We start from the raw sequence: 16977 nt of genomic DNA on the forward strand, positions 1-16977 counted from the left end.
CGTAGCGTAGAAGGCATGACGAAGTACGGATCCTTCCCCGGTACGCGTCCCCGGCGGCTGCGGACCTCGCCCGTCATGCGGCGGATGGTCGCCGAGACGCGGTTGCACCCCGCCGACCTGATCCTCCCGGCGTTCGTCCGGGAGGGCGTGGCCGAGCCGGTGCCGATCTCCTCGATGCCCGGGGTCGTGCAGCACACCCGGGACAGTCTGAAGAAGGCCGCTCTGGAGGCGGTGGAGGCCGGGGTCTCCGGGATCATGCTGTTCGGCGTGCCCGAGGACGCCAAGAAGGACGCCCAGGGCACCGCCGGCACCGACCCGGACGGCATCCTCCAGGTCGCCCTGCGGGACGTGCGGGCCGAGGTCGGCGACGATCTGCTCGTCATGTCCGACCTGTGCCTGGACGAGTTCACCGACCACGGGCACTGCGGGGTGCTGGACGCCGAGGGCCGGGTCGACAACGACGCCACTCTGGAGCGGTACGCCGAGATGGCGCAGGTCCAGGCCGACGCGGGCGCCCATGTCGTGGGCCCCAGCGGCATGATGGACGGCCAGATCGGCGTCGTCCGTGACGCGCTGGACCAGATCGGCCGTGAGGACGTGGCGATCCTCGCCTACACCGTCAAGTACTCCTCGGCCTTCTACGGCCCCTTCCGCGAGGCCGTCGGCTCGTCGCTGCAGGGCGACCGGAAGACCTACCAGCAGGACCCGGCCAACTGGCGCGAGTCCCTGCGCGAGCTGGAGCTGGACCTCGCCGAGGGCGCCGACATGGTGATGGTCAAGCCGGCCGGTCCCTACCTCGACATCCTCGCCCGGGTCGCGGACGCCGTGGACGTGCCCGTGGCCGCGTACCAGATCTCCGGGGAGTACGCGATGATCGAGGCCGCCGCGGAGAAGGGCTGGGTGGACCGGGACCGGGCCATCCTGGAGACCCTCACGGGCATCAAGCGGGCCGGCGCCCGGAACATCCTCACCTACTGGGCCACCGAGGTGGCCCGCACGCTGCGCTAGCCGAGCGCCGTTCACCAGTTGGAGATGCTCGCCAGGTCCTGCTGCCAGAAGGTCACCTTCAGCGTGCTGTCGTAGTAGGCGCCCTTGGCGGGCAGGGTCGGCGTCGCGGACGGGCCGCCGTCGCTGTTCGGGGTCATCCCCTGGAAGGCCACCGTCAGCTTGTGGGCGGTGCTCCCGCCGCTGCCGCTGCCGTCGGCGGCCGACAGCAGCACTCCCGCGTACCCCGACTGGCCCGGGTTCAGCGAGACCACGGCCTGCGGCCGGGTGGACTCGTCGGCCTGCGGCACCCACTGCATCTGGTCGAAGCGCAGGACCGGGTAGTACGGCAGCTCGCACCTCTTGCTCCCGGTGTTCTTCACCGTCAGCAGCATGTGGTTCAGCGGCCGGGCCAGCGACTGGGCGGTGACGGTGGTGTTCGTGCCGTTGCAGAGCACCACGGAGCTGCCGGTGCTCTTGGTCCCGCGGGTGGCGGCGGCGTCCGGCTTGCCGCTGGAGGTGCGGGCCCGGGGCACCGGGGTGGCCTCGGTGGTGGCGTCGCCGGCGCCGGTGCCGGTGGTGGCGACGGCGGTCTTCTCCGTGCGGAGGGCGTCCCCGGACGCCTTCGACGCGCTCGTCTCCGACACCGCCGGCCGGGAGCCGCCCTCGTCCTTCGTGCCCGTCCCGTTGTCGCACGCCGTGAGCGCGAGGGCGGCGACGGCGGTGCCGGTGGCGGCGATCAGACGGATGTGGCGCATACGCATGGCAAGTCCTCTTTCGGGCTGGGCCGGTTGGCGTGCTTGGATGACCCACAGCCTGTGTGCGGACCCGTCCCGGCGGCCAGCGATGGCCGCCAATCCGGGACACTGGAACGCTGAAACCGGCTTTGACCTGCGAAAACAGACCTCCCCTGGAACGCCGGGGTGGGACGAGGGGGACTGGAGGAACGGTGGCGGAGGGCATCCCCGAGAGCGGTTTCAGCGAGCTGCTGCGGGAGTTGAAGGACCGCTCCGGGCACAGCTACGGCACGCTCGCCAAGCGGCTGCACATGAGCACGTCGACACTGCACCGCTACTGCAACGGGGACGCCGTACCGACGGACTACGCCCCCGTGGAGCGGTTCGCCCGGCTGTGCAGGGCGACGCCCGGGGAACTGGTGGAGCTGCACCGGCGGTGGGTCCTGGCGGACGCCGGGCGGGGCCGGAAGGGCACCGAGGGCAAGGCGGAGCCGGAGGCCGCCGAGGTGCAGCAGGCTGCCGAGGCACTGGAGGCGGTGGCGGCACCGGCACCTGCACCTGCACCTGCACCGGGGTCCGTACCGGCATCGGAACCGGTGGCGGCGGGCCGGTGGCGGCGGGGGCGGTCCCTGGCCGTCGGCCGTCGCACCGCCCTCCTGGCCGCCGTCACGGTCACCGCGCTGGTCGGCGGCACGGTGTTCGCCCTGACCCTGCCCTCGGACGGCGGCGAGCGGCGGGGCGACGCCAAGGCCGCCGCGGCCACCGCGGACCCGGGCCCCGGCGCCCCCCGGCACGGCGCCCTCGTCTCGCCGTCCGCCATGAGCCCGAGCCCGCGCCACGCGGCCACCCGTTCCCCCTCGGCCTCGGCCTCGGCCTCGGCCTCGCCCTCCGCCGAGGCCCCGGACCTGGCCCCCGAGACCACCGACGGGTCACCCACGCACAAGCCGGCCGCCACCGCGTCCGCGGGGACGTCCGCCGGGCCGCCCCTCACGGTCAACACCCACCCCTACACCTGGGAGAGCCCCTGCTCGCAGCACTACCTGATCGACCGCCCGCCGACCGCCGTGAACCCGCCGCCGTCGGAGCAGGGCGCGCCGGCCTGGGTGGCCGTGCACCAGGCGGTGTCGGCGGGCGAGCAGTTCGTCACGTTCACCGTGCAGGGCACCGGACGGCAGACGGTCGTCCTGGAGCGGCTGTCGGTCCACATGGCGGGCAAGCGCTCGCCGCTCGCCTGGAACGACTACGCCATGGGTTACCCGGGAGTGGGCTGCGGCGGCGGCGTGCCGACGCGGTCGTTCTCCGTCGCCCTGGACGCGATGCGCCCGTCGCCCGTACCGGCGGCCGGGAGCGCGGACTTCCCCTTCAAGGTGAGCCAGTCGGACCCCGAGGTCTTCTACGTCACCGCCGACGCGTCGGCGTACGACGTCAGCTGGTACCTGGAGCTGTCCTGGTCCAGCGGGAACCGCCACGGCACGCTCGTGATCGACGACGCCGGCCACCCGTTCCGCACCAGCGGCAACAACGGCCGGCCGGCGTACGCCTTTCCGCTGGGCGGTCAGAAGTGGAAACCGGCCTCGGAGTTCGGCTGACCGCCCGCCCGCCTCAGTCCCACCAGAAGGCCCAGCTGTCCGCGCCGGCCAGCCCCTTCGCGTACGACCGGACGCTCCCCGCGCCGCTCCCGACGACCGCGTCCGGGCACAGCGCGTAGTGCTCGGCGGCGAGGACCTCGGCGTCGGCGGGCGTGCCGGGCGGCGCCGCGACGGACATCACCAGGGCGTCCGGCCCGAGCGCCACGACCCGGGCGCCGAACCGGTCCTCCCAGGACCGCAGCACCGCGCAGACACGGGCCACGTCGTGGTCGTAGTCCAGGGCGCCGGTCCAGCCGATCGCCGCCGGTATGTCGGCCGACCGGCGGGCCGGGACGAGGGCGAAATGCGGTTCCTCGATCCACTCCGCCCACCGCTCCGGGTCCCGGTGCAGCGCGTCGGCGACCGTGGCCGCCCGGGTCTCGGGACCGGCGTGCGGCACGCCGGGCGCGGCGAGGCCCGGCCACTCGGTGCCGAACGGCTCGGTCTCGTCACCGGCCCGGCCGTCGGTCTCCTCCTCCCAGTACTCCGCGAGCACGTCCTCGGCCGTGTGGTCCCCGGGGTACGAGGCGTCGCCCGGGAGCAGTCCCCAGTCCTCGATCCCGTCCGGGCAGCCGGCCAGGTCCACGAGCACCGGCAGCAGCCCCGCACGGGCCGCCGACGTGCCGAGGGCCTTCCAGGTGCCGGGCGCGGACGACTTCTCCGCGTGCCACAGCAGGGGTTCGTGCCAGCGTCCGTCGTCCGTCTCGTCTACCAGCCTGCCGGGCGGCAGCCGGAGCCCCAGGGAACGACCGCTGGGATCGGTGGCCAGTCGGGGCAGCGGGTTGGGAAGTGTCGCCATGCCGCCGACTGTAAGGGCAGCCACTGACAACGGAGTTGGCTCCGGGTCACTTGAGAGCGGAGGTGAAGGCGTCCCAGGTGACGGCGCTGACGCACAGGGTGCGGTCCTGGGAGGGCGTCTCCTTGGAGTCCCGGATGTGTACCGCGCCGGGAGAGACGGCCACTTCGAGGCACTGGCCGCCTTCGCCGCCGCTGTAACTGGACTTCTGCCAGGCGACGGCGGCTTCCAGGCAAGCGCCGCCTTCCCTGCTGCTGTAGCTCGACTTGTGCCAGGTGAGGGCGACTTCGAGGCACTGGCCGCCCTCGTCGCCGCTGTAGGTCGACTTGAACCACTGAAGGGCTTGGGCGCTCATTGCTCTCCTAGCAGCTGCGAAGGGTCACTTGAGAGCGGAGGTGAAAGCGTCCCACGTGACGGCACTGACGCACAGGGTGCGGTCCGGCGAGGGCACTTCCTTCGAGTCCCGGATGTGCACGGCACCGGGAGCCACGGCGACTTCGAGGCACTGGCCGCCTTCGCTGCTGTAGCTGGACTTGTGCCAGGCGACGGCGGCTTCCAGGCAAGCGCCTCCCTCGCTGCCGCTGTAGGTCGACTTGAACCACTGAAGGGCTTCGGCGCTCATGGCTCTCCTAGCAGGCTGTCGAGCAGGTCCATCGAACGATGAGTGGTCAGGGCCTGTGTCCGCAGCATTGCATACTTACGCGCCAGGCGGGAAACCCCTTCCGGGTCAGAAACCCATTGGCTGCCGCGCTGCGATTCGGTGTAAGCGAGGTGCTGATGGTCCGGAGTTTCGAGCAGCGCGAACGGGCCGTCCAAGCCGGCATGGTCGGGACTACTCAGCGGCAGTACTTGGAGTGAGACGCAGGGGAGTTCGGCTGCCTCGCGCAGGAAGCGCAACTGGTCCCTGTAGACCTCAGGGGTACCGACTTCGACCAGCAGCGCCGGTTCCCACACCACGAAGCTCAGCGTCGGCGGGTTCTTGCGGTGCAGGATCTCCTGGCGGTCGAGTCGCAGGCGTAGCGCCTTCTCCAGCTCCTCGTCCTCGTATGCCGGGACTCGGTTCCGCAGGACGGCGCGCGCGTACGGCTCGTTCTGGAGCAGCCCCGGAATGACGGCGTTGTCGTACCACGACAACGCGATGGCGACCTTTTCCTGATCCATGTACTCCTCCGCCCACAACGGGAACTGGTCCACCTCCGGCAGGTTGGCCACCCCTGCCGCCAGCATTCCCTTGGTCTCCAGGAACTCGTCGAACAGTTCGGCCATGTCCGGCTTCAGCACCCGCCGGCCCTGTTCGATGCTGGCGACCGTCTCCTCGTGGATGTTCAGCGCCGTGGCCAGACCGGGCTGGCTGAGTCCCTTCGCCCGCCGGGCCGCCGCCAGTTGACGGCCCAGCATCTTCATGGCCGACTGATTCCTCCTCCGTGCAGGCGTCATGCTTGCTGAACTCCCCACGCCGGCCGTGCACCACCCCGCAGCAACCCGTACAAAAACCTTGTACGGGATGACTCACTGAACCACGGTAGTCACCCTGCGCGACATTCGCCCCGTGAACGAGCACATGGAACTCCCCTGCCACCGCGACCGGTTCTACGTCCGCAGCCGTCGCTCCGTCCCCGCCGCCAGGCAGCTCACCGAGTGGTCGCTGAAGCAGTGGGGACTGGAAGGCTGGGGCCGGGCTCCCGATCTGTCGCTCTGCGTGAGCGAGCTGGCCACGAACGCCCTGGTGCACGGCGTCCCGGCGGGGCGGGGCTTCCTGCTGCGTCTGCGGTACGACGGGCACCTGGTCCGGGCCGAGGTGCACGACAGCGGCCCCGGCACCCCTCGGGCCGCGGAGGAACCGGGCGGGCCGGAGAGCGAGGGGGGCCGGGGCCTGCTGCTGGTGGCGGCGCTCAGCGACAAGTGGGGCGTCGGGGAGCGCGCGCCGGGGAAGATCGTGTGGTGCGAGTTCGCCGTGCCGTGAGCGGGCCCGGCGGGGTCAGACCAGGGTCGTGATGCAGAACGGGTGGCCGGCCGGGTCGAGCAGGACCCGCCAGCGGTCCGGCTGGGGCTGGTGGACCGGCTTGGTGGCGCCCAGCTTCAGCAGATGGGCCTCGGCCGTCTCCAGGTCGTCGACGCCCACCTCGATGTGGGCCTGCTTGCCCTGGGCCGGGTCCGGCCACGTGGGCGGGCGGTAGTCGGCCACGCGGGTGAAGCCCAGGCCGGCCGTGCCGTCGGCGCCGCCGAGGAAGACGAAGTCGTCGGTGGAGTAGGTGACGGCGAGGCCGAACATGTCGCCGTAGAAACGGGCGAGTTCGGCGGGGTCGGCGCAGTCGAGGGTGACGGCGGCGTAGCGGAAGACGGGTGCGGGAGTGGTTTCCGTGCTCATGGGAGGACGGTAGGACGTGACCCGGACAGTTCCGGTCCTGGTCGGGCCGGGCGGTATGAAAAACTTCCGTCCGTGCTGAGCGCCTCCGCCCGTCTGCTGCGACTGCTGTCGTTGCTCGCCGCCCGTCCTTCGTGGACCTGCGGGGAGCTGGCCGAGCGGATGGGGGTCACGGACCGCACGGTGCGGCGGGACATCGCCAAGCTGCGGGAGCTGGGGTACAGCGTCGACTCCGACGCCGGGCCCTGGGGCGGCTACCGGCTCCGGGCCGGCTCGCGCGTGCCGCCGCTGATCCTGGACGAGGAGGAGGCGCTGGCGGTGGCCGTGGGCCTGCGGGAGGCGGCGCTCGGCGGGGCGCTCGGCGGGGACCAGGCGGCGCTGTCGGCGCTGCTGAAGCTGCGCCAGGTGCTGCCGGCGCGGGTGGCCGAGCGGCTGGGGGAGTGGGACGAGGCGTTCGTACGGCTGCCCTGGCCCGAGGAGCCGCGGCTGCGGCCCGGGATGCTGCTGGAACTGGCCGCGGCCTGCCGGCGCGGGGAGCGGGTCCGGCTGTCGTACCGCGACGGGCAGGGGCACGGTACGGACCGGGACGTCGATCCGTACCGGCTCGTGCACACCGGCAGGCGCTGGTACTTCGTCGCGCGGGACGTGGCGCGGGGATGGCGGACCTTCCGCGCGGACAGGGTGGAGCGCCTGGTCCCGACCGGCCGGCCGGCCGAGATCGAGGACCCGCCGGACCCGGCGCAACTGGTGTCCCACAACACGGCGAACGGCCCGTATCCCCTGTCGGCGAGGATCCGCCTCCCGCTCCCCCTGACGGAGGCCCGGCGGCTGATCCCGCCGACCATCGGCACCCACCACCCCGACGGCCCGGACGCGACCCTGGTCGACATAGGGGGCCCGGCCCCGGAGGGCCTGGCCCGCTATCTCCTCACCCTGGCCACGCCGCTCCAGGTCGTGTCCCCCGACTCGGTCCGCGAGGCCCTGATCGACCAGACCCGGCGGCTCCTCGCCGCCCACGGCCCCTGAGCGGTCAGAGCTTCTCGGGCGTCCGGATGCCCAGCAGGGCCATGCCCCGGTGCAGGGTGCGGGCCGTGACGTCGCACAGGAAGAGGCGGTTCTCCACCTGCTGCGGCGTCTCGGCGCGCAGCACCGGGCACTTGTCGTAGAACGACGTGTACAGCGACGCGAGCTGGTACAGGTACGCCGCCAGCTTGTGCGGGGCGTACTCCGCGGCCGCCTCCCGGACCGTCTCCGCGAAGGAGTCCAGGTGCAGGCCCAGGGCGCGCTCGGCGTCCGCCAGGGCCAGCTCCGGGCGGGCCGCCGGGCGGACCTCGCCGGCCTTGCGGAGGATGGACCGGATCCGGGCGTAGGCGTACTGGAGATAGACGGACGTGTCGCCGTTCAGCGACACCATCTGGTCCAGGTCGAACTTGTAGTCCCGGTTCGCCGACGTCGACAGGTCCGCGTACTTCACCGCGCCGACGCCCACCTGGGTGCCCCGCTCGGCGATCTCCGCCTCCGACAGGTCCTGGGCCTTCTCGCGGACCACGGCCGACGCCCGCTCGATCGCCTCGTCCAGCAGGTCGACCAGGCGGACCGTCTCGCCCGCGCGCGTCTTGAACGGCTTGCCGTCCTTGCCGAGGACCGTGCCGAAGGCGAGCTGCACCGCCGTCACGTCCTCGCCTAGCCAGCCGGCCCGGCGCGCCGTCTCGAAGACCATCCGGAAGTGCAGCGCCTGCCGGGCGTCCACCACGTACAGCAGGGTGTCCGCCTTCAGGTGGAAGACGCGGTCGCGGATCGCGGACAGGTCGGTGGCCGCGTAGCCGTAGCCGCCGTCCGACTTCTGCACGATCAGCGGGACCGGGTTGCCGTCCGGGCCCTTGATATCGTCGAAGAACACGCACAGCGCGCCTTCGGAGCGGACCGCGACGCCCGACTCCTCCAGCAGGCGGCAGGTCTCGGCCAGCATGTCGTTGTACCCGGACTCGCCGACGATGTCCGCGTCCCGGATCTCCATGTCCAGCTTCTCGAAGACGGAGAAGAAGTAGATCTTCGACTCGTCCACGAACCGCTGCCAGATGCCCAGCGTGTGCGGGTCGCCCGCCTGGAGGTCCACCACCCGGCGGCGGGCCCGGGTCTTGAACTCCTCGTCGGAGTCGAACAGCTTGCGCGCGGCCTTGTAGAGGCGGTCGAGGTTCGACATCGCCTCCTCGCCGGTCACCTCGGCGGCCTTGTGGTCCAGCTCGTGCGGGTGCTCGTCCAGGTACTGGATGAGCATGCCGAACTGGGTGCCCCAGTCGCCGATGTGGTGGCGGCGCACCACGTTCTCGCCGGTGAACTCCAGGAGCTGCGCCACCGAGTCGCCGATCACCGCCGACCGCAGGTGGCCGACGTGCATCTCCTTCGCCACGTTCGGCTGGGCGTAGTCGATCACCGTGGTGCCGGGGTCCGCGGCGGTGGGCACGCCGAGGCGGCCCGTCTCGTCCGCGTACCGCGCGGCCAGGTTCCGGGTGATCGCCTCGTCGGCGATGGTGATGTTCAGGAAGCCGGGGCCGGACACCTCGACGTCCCGGATCACGTCACCCGTCACCACCCGGCCGACGACCTCGGCCGCCAGCTCCCGGGGGTTCGCCTTCGCCTTCTTGGCCAGGGCCAGGATGCCGTTGGCCTGGAAGTCGGCCCGGTCGCTTCGTCGCAGCAGCGGGTCCGCGCCGGCGGCCTCGGGCAGGGTGGCCGAGAGGGCGGACGCGAGGTGCTGCTGGACGCTGTCGCTGAGGGACGTGACCGAGGCCATAGGGAGGGGTGCCGTTCTCCTCGTGGGGATGGATAGACCCGCCCAGTATCCCACGGGGGGAAAAGCGGTTTTCCCGGTCGGCGGACGGTCTGTGAGAATGGAGTGCCACTTCCGTCCAGCTGGGGTGGCACCCCGTTCAGAAAGAAGGACGTGCCGATCGTGGCTCAGAGCACCGAGACCACCGACTGGGTCTCCCGTTTCGCGGATGAGGTCATCGAGGAGTCGGAGCGCCGGGCCCCGGGCAAACCGGTCGTCGTCGCGTCCGGACTCTCCCCCTCCGGGCCGATCCACCTGGGCAACCTCCGCGAGGTCATGACCCCGCACCTCGTCGCCGACGAGATCCGCCGCCGCGGCCGCCAGGTCCGGCACCTGATCTCCTGGGACGACTACGACCGGTACCGCAAGGTCCCGGCCGGCATCGCCGGTGTCGACGAGACCTGGGCCGAGCACATCGGCAAGCCGCTGACCTCCGTCCCGGCGCCGAAGGGCTCCGCCTACCCGAACTGGGCCGAGCACTTCAAGGCCGCGATGACCGAGTCGCTGGCCCAGCTCGGCGTGGAGTTCGACGGGATCAGCCAGACCGCCCAGTACACCTCCGGCGCCTACCGCGAGCAGATCCTGCACGCCATGCGGCACCGGCACGACATCGACGCGATCCTCGACCAGTACCGGACGAAGAAGGCGCCGAAGAAGCAGCAGCAGAAGCCGCTGGACGAGGCCGAGCTGGAGGCCGCGGAGGGCTCCGGCGCCGCCTCCGAGGACGACGGCAGCTCCGGCTCCGCCGGGTACTTCCCGTACAAGCCGTACTGCGGTGCCTGCGGCAAGGACCTGACGACCGTCACCTCCTACGACGACGACACCACCGAGCTGTCGTACACCTGCACCGCCTGCGGCTTCGCCGAGACCGTCCGGCTCGCCGAGTTCGACCGCGGCAAGCTGGTCTGGAAGGTCGACTGGCCGATGCGCTGGGCCTACGAGGGCGTCGTCTTCGAGCCCAGCGGCGTCGACCACTCCTCGCCGGGCTCCTCGTTCCAGGTCGGCGGCCAGATCGCGCCCCTCTTCGGCGGCCAGCAGCCGATCGGCCCGATGTACGCCTTCGTCGGCATCTCCGGCATGGCCAAGATGTCCTCCTCGCGCGGCGGCGTCCCGACCCCGGCCGACGCGCTGAAGATCATGGAGCCGCAGCTCCTGCGCTGGCTCTACGCCCGCCGCCGCCCCAACCAGTCCTTCAAGATCGCCTTCGACCAGGAGATCCAGCGGCTCTACGACGAGTGGGACAAGCTGGCCGCGAAGGTCGCCGACGGCTCCGCGCTGCCGGCCGACACCGCCGCCTACACCCGTGCCGTCGGCACCGCCGCCGGCGACCTGCCGAAGACGCCCCGCCCGCTGCCGTACCGCACGCTCGCGTCCGTCGCCGACATCACCGCCGGACACGAGGACCAGGCCCTGCGCATCCTCTCCGAGCTGGACCCTCAGCAGCCGCTCGGCTCGCTGGACGAGGTCCGCCCGCGGTACGACAAGGCCGAGGCGTGGATCAACACCCACGTCCCCGCCGACCAGCGGACCATCGTGCGCGACCGGCCCGACACCGAACTGCTGGCGTCCCTGGACGAGGCGTCCCGCCGGTCCCTGCGGCTGCTGCTCGACGGACTCGCCGGCCACTGGTCGCTCGACGGACTGACCCACCTCGTGTACGGCGTGCCGAAGGTCCAGGCCGGCTTCTCCGCCGACGCCACGCCCAAGGAGCTGCCGCCGGAGATCAAGACCGCCCAGCGGTCCTTCTTCGCCCTGCTCTACCACCTGCTCGTCGGCCGCGACACCGGCCCCCGCCTGCCCACGCTGCTGCTCGCGGTGGGCCAGGAGCGGGTGCGGACCCTGCTCGGGGACTGACATCGCGCACGAAGAAGGGGCCCTCCTCGCCGGAGGGCCCCTTTTCCGTGCTGCCACCGCCGACGCGGTCTCGCGCTTCTCACGCGGTCGGGCGCTCGCGGTCACGCGCTTCAGGCGATGTGGTCTTCCTGGAGTTCCGCGGTGTGGCGGTTGGTGAAGCGGTTGACCATGCGGTCGGCGTCGCGGGGCGCCAGGGAGAGCCCGAAGGTCGCCTCGACGTCGTCCCGGAACTGCGCGGAGGTCGGGTAGCTGCCGTCTATCGACTTGCGGAAGACCAGGTAGAAGTCCTCCTCGCCCGGCACCGGCTCCGCCGGACCGCCGCCCTCGCCCAGCTCACGGGTGCGGGACGCGCTCACCGGGATGGGGAAGCTGCCGGTCTCCTCCGCGGAGGGCTGCTGGAACTGCTCCGGGGGCTGCTCCTCGTACCACTCCTCGTACTGCTCCTCGGGCGCGTACTGCGGCTCCTGGAGCATCGGGTCGTACGTCGGGTCGTAGCCGCCGTGGTACTCGACCTCGCGCGGGGCCTGGAACCAGGGGCTCTGCTCCTCCGCCGGGGGCGCCTCGGCGGGCCGCTGCCCGGCCGGGGGCTCCTGCTGCGGCGGAGCGGAGGCCGCCGCCACGGCGGGGCGGGCGTCCGCGGCGGGCGCCAGGGCCTGCGGCTGCGGCGCCGGGGGCAGCAGCACCGGCTCGATGCCCGCCGCCGCCAGACCCGCCGGGGCCGTCTCCGCCAGCGGGACGCCGTACCGGGCCAGCCGCAGCGGCATCAGGGACTCCACCGGAGCCTTCCTGCGCCAGGCGCGGCCGAACCGGGAACGCAGCCGCGCCTGGTAGACGAGACGTTCCTGCTCCAGCTTGATCACCTGCTCGTAGGAGCGCAGCTCCCACAGCTTCATCCGCCGCCACAGCAGGAACGTCGGCAGCGGGGAGAGCAGCCAGCGGGTGAGGCGGACACCCTCCATGTGCTTGTCCGCCGTGATGTCGGCGATACGGCCGGTCGCGTGCCGGGCCGCCTCGACCGACACCACGAAGAGCACCGGGATCACCGCGTGCATGCCCACGCCCAGCGGGTCCGGCCAGGCGGCGGCGCCGTTGAAGGCGATCGTCGCCGCCGTCAGCAGCCACGCCGTCTGCCGCAGCAGCGGGAAGGGGATACGGATCCAGGTGAGCAGCAGGTCCAGGGCGAGCAGCACACAGATGCCCGCGTCGATACCCACCGGGAACACATAGGAGAAGTTCCCGAAGCCCTTCTGCAGGGCCAGCTCCCGGACGGCCGCGTACGAACCGGCGAAGCCGATACCGGCGATGATCAGAGCGCCGGTCACGACCACGCCGATGAGAACGCGGTGCATCCGAGTAAGCTGCGGCGCGGCCACTCGTACTCCCCTCCCGTTGCTTGTCGTTGCGCGCAACAGAGTGGCACACGTGTGCGGCGAACGTAGTGCCGGTCGGCCGCTACGGCCCTCCGGTCAGCTCTTCCTGACGGTCGACCCGGCCGCGGACGAACGGGACGAAGACGACTTGGCCGACTTGGCCGGGGACTTCACGGACGCCTTGGCCGCCGCCTTGGCCGCCGACTTCGACGCGGTCCCGGACGGCGAACCGCCCGTCGAACCGCCCGTCGCACCGGACGACTCCCCGGACGGCGACGCCGACGAACTCGCTCCGCCCTCCGCGCCGTTGGCCTTGGACACCGCCGCCACGGCCTCCTTCAGCGCCTTCTCCGCCGACTTCGTCAGATCGTCGGCGTCGGGCGTCTCCTCACCCGCGAGACCGGCCCCGTTGTAGTCCACGGTGACCACGACGTTCTCCACCCGGGCGACGACCGTCTGCTGCTTGAACAGACCTTCCTTCTTCTTCAGGTCGTAGCGCACCGCCGTCGCCTCCGCGCCCGCCCCGGACAGCGGCACCACCTTGACGCCCTTCGCGCCCTCCACCGACTGGGCGTCCTTCGCCTGCCGGGTGAAGTACGCGTGCGCCTGCTCGTCGCCGGCACCCCGGGTGGCGTCCGACTCGAACCGCAGCAGCGACACGTTCAGCCAGCGGAACTGCGAACCCTCGACCCCGTTGTTGTCCAGGCTGTTCCACGAGCAGGAGGCCCGCGCCGACGAGTCGTCCGTGGCACCCTTCTTCGCCGACTCCACGCCCTCCGGCACCAGATCGGCCAGCGTCTTCTTCGACAGCGTGCCGCACGGGTCGGGAATCGTCCCGTACGCGGCGGCCCGCACGGTCGGCGAAGCGCTCACCGACGGCGACGCGCCGCCGTCCGAGGGCCGCGTGCTCCCGGCGCCGGACCCGGCCTTCGCGTCACCGGAGTCCGACGAGCAGCCGGCGGTGATCAGGACCGCGGGCACGGCTGCCGCGCAGACCAGCGCGCGGCGAAGGCGCTTGGCGCGCTGCTGAAGCTGGGCACGGTCGTCTCGCTGGGCTGCTCGCTGCATGGTTCCTTCACTCATGACGCTCGGTGTTCGTGCGGGTTCCTGCGGGGCCACGGTACGCGGTGACGGACCCGTGGGGCCGCCCGCCGCCCGCCGCACGGCCACGGGCGGCCGGGGCCCGCCGGTCCGTCAGCCGCCCAGCGCGTCGTCCAGCCGCGCGGCCAGATCACGGGCCCTGTCCTGCATTTCCTTGCTGTCCGGGACCGCTCCGACGGCCGTCGGCTGCTCCTCGTACTGGATGGTCACGACCACGTTGGACGTGCGGAACACCACAGTCACCGTCCGCTGTTCGGCCGTCGAACCGGACGTGCTCAGCTCGTCGTCCAGATACGCCTCGTCACCGAGGTCGGAGAGCGTACGGGGCTGGAGCTCGGCGGACGGCACCCCCGACTCGGGCGCCGAGGCGTCGGGGGAACCCGAAGTCCCGGACGAGTCCGCAGAGTTCACCCCCGCCTCCGCGGCGCCCCCCGCGTCCGCCGAAGACGAGGAGGAGGACGCCGGGGACGAGGCACCCCCGCCCGCCGCGCCCCGCGACGCGGAAGCAGACGCCGAAGCCGCCGAAGACGCAGACGCCGACGGCGACGGCGACGGCGGAGCCGAGGACGCGCTCGGCGCGGGAAGGTCGGCCGCCGCCTGCTTCTCCTGGAACAGCCGCTGCGCCTGGTCGTCGTCGCTGACCGTGTTGTCGTACGACACCACGCGCTCGAAGTCGACGAAGAGCCGGTCCGTGGCGTCGGCCGACTCCACCTTCCAGTGGCAGCCGACCTTGCGGTCGGTGTCGTAGGTCAGCGCGGCCTCGCCCCGGTAGGCGTGGTCGCGCTGGCCCGGGTCGGTGATCCGCTGGATGCCGGGCAGCAGCGTGTCCAGCGCGTCGTGGCCGACCGCGCCGCAGGGCTCGGGGAGCGTGCGGTACTTGCCGGGCTGCGCGGCGACCGCGGTGGTGCCGGCGTCGCCCGGGTTGGCGTCGTCCGTGGCCGCGTCGTCCCCGGACCCGCTGGTGCAGCCGCTCAGCAGCGCCGCGAGGAGGAGGGCGGCGGTACCGGTCACGTACGCCTTCCGCTGCACGGTCGGGCTCCTCTCGACGGTGGGCGAGCGCTCGGTGGCTCGCTCGGTGCTCCAGTGTCCCCGCTGGTTATTCGCTTGCCGCGGCGGGGCGGACCCTGGAGACAATGTGTATCGCACGCACCGCCGTGGACGCCGGTCCCTTGTCTCTTTTCACCGGCCTTGGCGCCGCTTTTGCGTTGTGCCGCTCTTGAGTCTTTTGCCAGCATTTCCGGGGGAACGAGGAAGACATGTCGTACGTGGAGATACCGGGCGCCAAGGTCCCGATCCGGATGTGGACGGACCCGGCGACGGTCGAGGACGTGGCCCTGCGCCAGCTCCAGAACGTGGCGACCCTGCCGTGGATCGAGGGTCTGGCCGTGATGCCGGACGTGCACTACGGCAAGGGCGCGACGGTCGGCTCGGTCATCGCGATGCGCGGCGCGGTGTGCCCGGCGGCGGTGGGCGTGGACATCGGCTGCGGGATGTCGGCGGTCCGCACCTCCCTGACCGCGAACGACCTGCCGGGCGACCTGTCCCGGCTGCGGTCGCGCATCGAGCAGGCGATTCCGGTGGGACGGGGGATGCACGAGGACCCCGTCGAGCCGGGCGACTTCCACGGGCTGGCGACGGCCGGGTGGCAGGAGTTCTGGGGGCGGTTCGACGGGATCGCCGACGCCGTGAAGTTCCGGCGGGAGCGGGCCGTCGCCCAGATGGGAACCCTTGGCCAGGGGAATCATTTCGTGGAAATTTGTACTGATTCGGAGGGTTCCGTCTGGCTGATGCTCCACAGCGGCTCCCGGAACATCGGCAAGGAACTCGCCGAGCACCACATCGGCGTGGCCCAGAAGCTGCCGCACAACCAGGGTCTGGTCGACCGCGACCTCGCCGTCTTCGTCGCGGACACCCCGCAGATGGCGGCCTACCGCAACGATCTGTTCTGGGCGCAGGAGTACGCCAAGCACAACCGCACGCTCATGATGGCGCTCCTGAAGGACGTGATCCGCAAGGAGTTCAAGAAGGCCAAGCCGGTCTTCGAGGCGGAGATCTCCTGCCACCACAACTACGTGGCGGAGGAGCGGTACGCGGGCATGGACCTGCTCGTGACCCGCAAGGGCGCGATCCGGGCCGGGTCCGGGGAGTACGGCATCATCCCGGGCTCCATGGGCACCGGGTCGTACATCGTCAAGGGCCTCGGCAACGAGCTGGCCTTCAACTCCGCGTCGCACGGCGCGGGCCGGCGGATGAGCCGCAACGCGGCCAAGCGGCGCTTCTCGACGCAGGACCTGGAGGAGCAGACCCGGGGCGTGGAGTGCCGCAAGGACTCCGGCGTCGTGGACGAGATCCCGGGCGCCTACAAGTCCATCGACCAGGTCATCGACCAGCAGCGGGACCTGGTGCAGGTGGTGGCCAAGCTGAAGCAGGTCGTCTGCGTGAAGGGCTGAGGGGAGAGGCCCCCGGCCGGAGCCGGGGGCCTCAGTTGGCCGGTCACCGAGTGCCGGGCACCGGCACTTGACCGGTGCGCAGGCGCCAGAGGCGGAGGGCGCAGCTCTGGGTCGTCCTGCCTAGTGCCTCAGCGGCTGAATCCGGGCTGTTGTACTCGAGCAGGAGCTGGTCTTCGTGCCGAGTCCAGCGGCGCCGCGTGCACGCGGCCCTCATGCCCTCTGGGCGTACCCAGCCGGCGAGCGCCTCGGCGGCTGAACGCTTGCGCTCCAAGCCCAGGCAGTCCGGGTAGTACAGGTCGGCCGCGAGACGCTGGGCGACCTCCATCGTGTACAGCACGTTGTAGACGCCGTCGCGAGTGTTGCGTCGGAGGACGCGTTCGGCGCCTGTCACGTCCCGGCCGTAGCCGCGCAGGCAGGACGCGAGGGCAGTGCTGGCCGTGGTCAGGGCGAGGAAGGGGGTGCCCTTGCCGGTGAAGCCGACCGAACCGTCCGCGTCGATCAGGCCCCGTAGATAGTCACGGCGGGAGAACGGACCGTTCGGCGGGGCGACCGTTCGGGACTTGCTGCCGTAGGGCAGGCCGAGTTCGTTGAGCGTGGTCCTGGCTTCGAGGGAACAGAGAGTCCAGGTCGCCGAGGAGTGCGTCTTGGCGAAGGTCGTGCTCCGGGTGCGCTCGGAGATGTTGCTGTAGTACGGCGTCAGCTTCTGAAACGTCCGCAGCAGATCGATGTCCCGGGCGCCGAGTTCGACGGTCAGGCGCCCTTTCTGCCCGGTTCCCCGTGCAAGGTGTCCATCCGCCTGCAAAAACCCGAACATGTACGCGTACTCGGGGACCGTGAGGTCCATGAACCGGTGGACGTTAGG

At 71.6% G+C, this 16977-nt stretch carries 17 protein-coding genes; 6 read left to right on the forward strand and 11 right to left on the reverse strand.

All coding sequences use genetic code 11. The annotated features are described in order from the left end of the window. The first annotated feature begins 15 nt into the window (after positions 1–15). On the forward strand, positions 16–1008 hold the full coding sequence (gene hemB / locus ACH4OA_RS18935; protein WP_397949251.1) for a porphobilinogen synthase: 993 nt from the start codon (positions 16–18) through the stop codon (positions 1006–1008). 11 nt (positions 1009–1019) lie between these two features. Here the strand turns inward: hemB and ACH4OA_RS18940 are convergent, their stop codons facing one another. Then, a complete protein-coding gene (locus ACH4OA_RS18940) occupies positions 1020–1742 on the reverse strand; it encodes a DUF4232 domain-containing protein (RefSeq protein ID WP_397969859.1) in 723 nt (240 codons plus the stop codon). Positions 1743–1933: 191 nt separating this feature from the next. Here ACH4OA_RS18940 and ACH4OA_RS18945 point away from each other — a divergent pair, with 191 nt between their 5' ends. Further along, positions 1934–3310: a helix-turn-helix domain-containing protein gene (locus ACH4OA_RS18945; RefSeq protein ID WP_397969861.1), complete on the forward strand. Its 1377-nt coding sequence runs from the start codon at positions 1934–1936 to the stop codon at positions 3308–3310. 13 nt (positions 3311–3323) lie between these two features. Here the strand turns inward: ACH4OA_RS18945 and ACH4OA_RS18950 are convergent, their stop codons facing one another. Genes ACH4OA_RS18950 through ACH4OA_RS18965 form a run of 4 tightly spaced genes read right to left on the reverse strand, consistent with a single transcriptional unit; the run spans position 3324 to position 5549 of the window. Then, positions 3324–4148, reverse strand: coding sequence for a DUF4253 domain-containing protein (locus tag ACH4OA_RS18950; protein WP_397938513.1), 825 nt, complete (start codon positions 4146–4148; stop codon positions 3324–3326). A 46-nt stretch (positions 4149–4194) separates the two neighbouring features. Continuing rightward, positions 4195–4500 carry a DUF397 domain-containing protein gene (locus ACH4OA_RS18955; protein ID WP_397969862.1) on the reverse strand — a complete coding sequence of 102 codons (306 nt, stop codon included), beginning with the start codon at positions 4498–4500 and terminating at the stop codon, positions 4195–4197. 24 nt (positions 4501–4524) lie between these two features. Next, positions 4525–4767, reverse strand: a complete 243-nt coding sequence (locus ACH4OA_RS18960) for a DUF397 domain-containing protein (protein WP_397969864.1) — start codon at positions 4765–4767, stop codon at positions 4525–4527. After that, on the reverse strand, positions 4764–5549 hold the full coding sequence (locus ACH4OA_RS18965; RefSeq protein WP_397969866.1) for a Scr1 family TA system antitoxin-like transcriptional regulator: 786 nt from the start codon (positions 5547–5549) through the stop codon (positions 4764–4766). The genes ACH4OA_RS18960 and ACH4OA_RS18965 overlap by 4 nt, the downstream gene beginning before the upstream one ends. Before the next feature lie 145 nt (positions 5550–5694). On the opposite strand from ACH4OA_RS18965, the gene ACH4OA_RS18970 reads away from it, so the two are divergent. After that, on the forward strand, positions 5695–6108 hold the full coding sequence (locus tag ACH4OA_RS18970) for an ATP-binding protein (RefSeq protein WP_365873449.1): 414 nt from the start codon (positions 5695–5697) through the stop codon (positions 6106–6108). A 15-nt stretch (positions 6109–6123) separates the two neighbouring features. Here the strand turns inward: ACH4OA_RS18970 and ACH4OA_RS18975 are convergent, their stop codons facing one another. Next, positions 6124–6513 (reverse strand): VOC family protein, encoded by a 390-nt coding sequence (locus ACH4OA_RS18975; protein WP_397969867.1) that lies wholly within the window; start codon positions 6511–6513, stop codon positions 6124–6126. Between the two features lie 72 nt (positions 6514–6585). On the opposite strand from ACH4OA_RS18975, the gene ACH4OA_RS18980 reads away from it, so the two are divergent. After that, positions 6586–7536, forward strand: coding sequence for a YafY family protein (locus tag ACH4OA_RS18980; protein ID WP_365873453.1), 951 nt, complete (start codon positions 6586–6588; stop codon positions 7534–7536). A 4-nt stretch (positions 7537–7540) separates the two neighbouring features. On the opposite strand, the gene argS is transcribed toward ACH4OA_RS18980, so the two are convergent. Further along, positions 7541–9304 carry an arginine--tRNA ligase gene (gene argS / locus ACH4OA_RS18985; protein ID WP_365873455.1) on the reverse strand — a complete coding sequence of 588 codons (1764 nt, stop codon included), beginning with the start codon at positions 9302–9304 and terminating at the stop codon, positions 7541–7543. 150 nt (positions 9305–9454) lie between these two features. Between argS and lysS the strand changes: the two genes are divergently transcribed. Continuing rightward, positions 9455–11194 (forward strand): lysine--tRNA ligase, encoded by a 1740-nt coding sequence (gene lysS / locus ACH4OA_RS18990; RefSeq protein ID WP_397949262.1) that lies wholly within the window; start codon positions 9455–9457, stop codon positions 11192–11194. 110 nt (positions 11195–11304) lie between these two features. Here lysS and ACH4OA_RS18995 read toward each other — a convergent pair whose 3' ends face one another. The 3 genes from ACH4OA_RS18995 to ACH4OA_RS19005 all read right to left on the reverse strand — a co-directional run bounded on the left by ACH4OA_RS18995 (position 11305) and on the right by ACH4OA_RS19005 (position 14694). Continuing rightward, positions 11305–12543 (reverse strand): DUF2637 domain-containing protein, encoded by a 1239-nt coding sequence (locus ACH4OA_RS18995; protein WP_397938501.1) that lies wholly within the window; start codon positions 12541–12543, stop codon positions 11305–11307. Positions 12544–12660: 117 nt separating this feature from the next. Next, entirely contained in the window at positions 12661–13632 is a 972-nt protein-coding gene (locus ACH4OA_RS19000) for a DUF3558 family protein (RefSeq protein WP_397969869.1), read from the reverse strand. Positions 13633–13758: 126 nt separating this feature from the next. Continuing rightward, positions 13759–14694 (reverse strand): DUF3558 domain-containing protein, encoded by a 936-nt coding sequence (locus ACH4OA_RS19005; protein ID WP_397969871.1) that lies wholly within the window; start codon positions 14692–14694, stop codon positions 13759–13761. Between the two features lie 227 nt (positions 14695–14921). Between ACH4OA_RS19005 and ACH4OA_RS19010 the strand changes: the two genes are divergently transcribed. Further along, entirely contained in the window at positions 14922–16115 is a 1194-nt protein-coding gene (locus ACH4OA_RS19010; protein WP_397969872.1) for an RtcB family protein, read from the forward strand. A gap of 43 nt (positions 16116–16158) precedes the next feature. On the opposite strand, the gene ACH4OA_RS19015 is transcribed toward ACH4OA_RS19010, so the two are convergent. After that, the gene (locus tag ACH4OA_RS19015) at positions 16159–16959 is read right to left on the reverse strand and encodes an LAGLIDADG family homing endonuclease (RefSeq protein ID WP_397949267.1); all 801 of its coding nucleotides are present in this window, start codon (positions 16957–16959) and stop codon (positions 16159–16161) included. Positions 16960–16977 lie beyond the last annotated feature (18 nt).

This window comes from Streptomyces sp. NPDC017095, from assembly GCF_044332325.1.
Classification (GTDB): domain Bacteria; phylum Actinomycetota; class Actinomycetes; order Streptomycetales; family Streptomycetaceae; genus Streptomyces.

Bases quoted from the DNA above. Each gene is read 5' to 3' on its own strand.
- ACH4OA_RS18995 (WP_397938501.1), bottom strand. From the start codon at position 12,543: ATGCACCGCGTTCTCATCGGCGTGGTCGTGACCGGCGCTCTGATCATC.
- ACH4OA_RS18950 (WP_397938513.1), bottom strand. From the start codon at position 4,148: ATGGCGACACTTCCCAACCCGCTGCCCCGACTGGCCACCGATCCCAGC.
- argS (WP_365873455.1), bottom strand. From the start codon at position 9,304: ATGGCCTCGGTCACGTCCCTCAGCGACAGCGTCCAGCAGCACCTCGCG.
- ACH4OA_RS18975 (WP_397969867.1), bottom strand. From the start codon at position 6,513: ATGAGCACGGAAACCACTCCCGCACCCGTCTTCCGCTACGCCGCCGTC.
- ACH4OA_RS18965 (WP_397969866.1), bottom strand. From the start codon at position 5,549: ATGAAGATGCTGGGCCGTCAACTGGCGGCGGCCCGGCGGGCGAAGGGA.
- ACH4OA_RS18955 (WP_397969862.1), bottom strand. From the start codon at position 4,500: ATGAGCGCCCAAGCCCTTCAGTGGTTCAAGTCGACCTACAGCGGCGAC.
- ACH4OA_RS19015 (WP_397949267.1), bottom strand. From the start codon at position 16,959: ATGGACCTCACGGTCCCCGAGTACGCGTACATGTTCGGGTTTTTGCAG.
- ACH4OA_RS18940 (WP_397969859.1), bottom strand. From the start codon at position 1,742: ATGCGCCACATCCGTCTGATCGCCGCCACCGGCACCGCCGTCGCCGCC.
- ACH4OA_RS18960 (WP_397969864.1), bottom strand. From the start codon at position 4,767: ATGAGCGCCGAAGCCCTTCAGTGGTTCAAGTCGACCTACAGCGGCAGC.
- ACH4OA_RS19010 (WP_397969872.1), top strand. From the start codon at position 14,922: ATGTCGTACGTGGAGATACCGGGCGCCAAGGTCCCGATCCGGATGTGG.
- ACH4OA_RS19000 (WP_397969869.1), bottom strand. From the start codon at position 13,632: ATGCAGCGAGCAGCCCAGCGAGACGACCGTGCCCAGCTTCAGCAGCGC.
- hemB (WP_397949251.1), top strand. From the start codon at position 16: ATGACGAAGTACGGATCCTTCCCCGGTACGCGTCCCCGGCGGCTGCGG.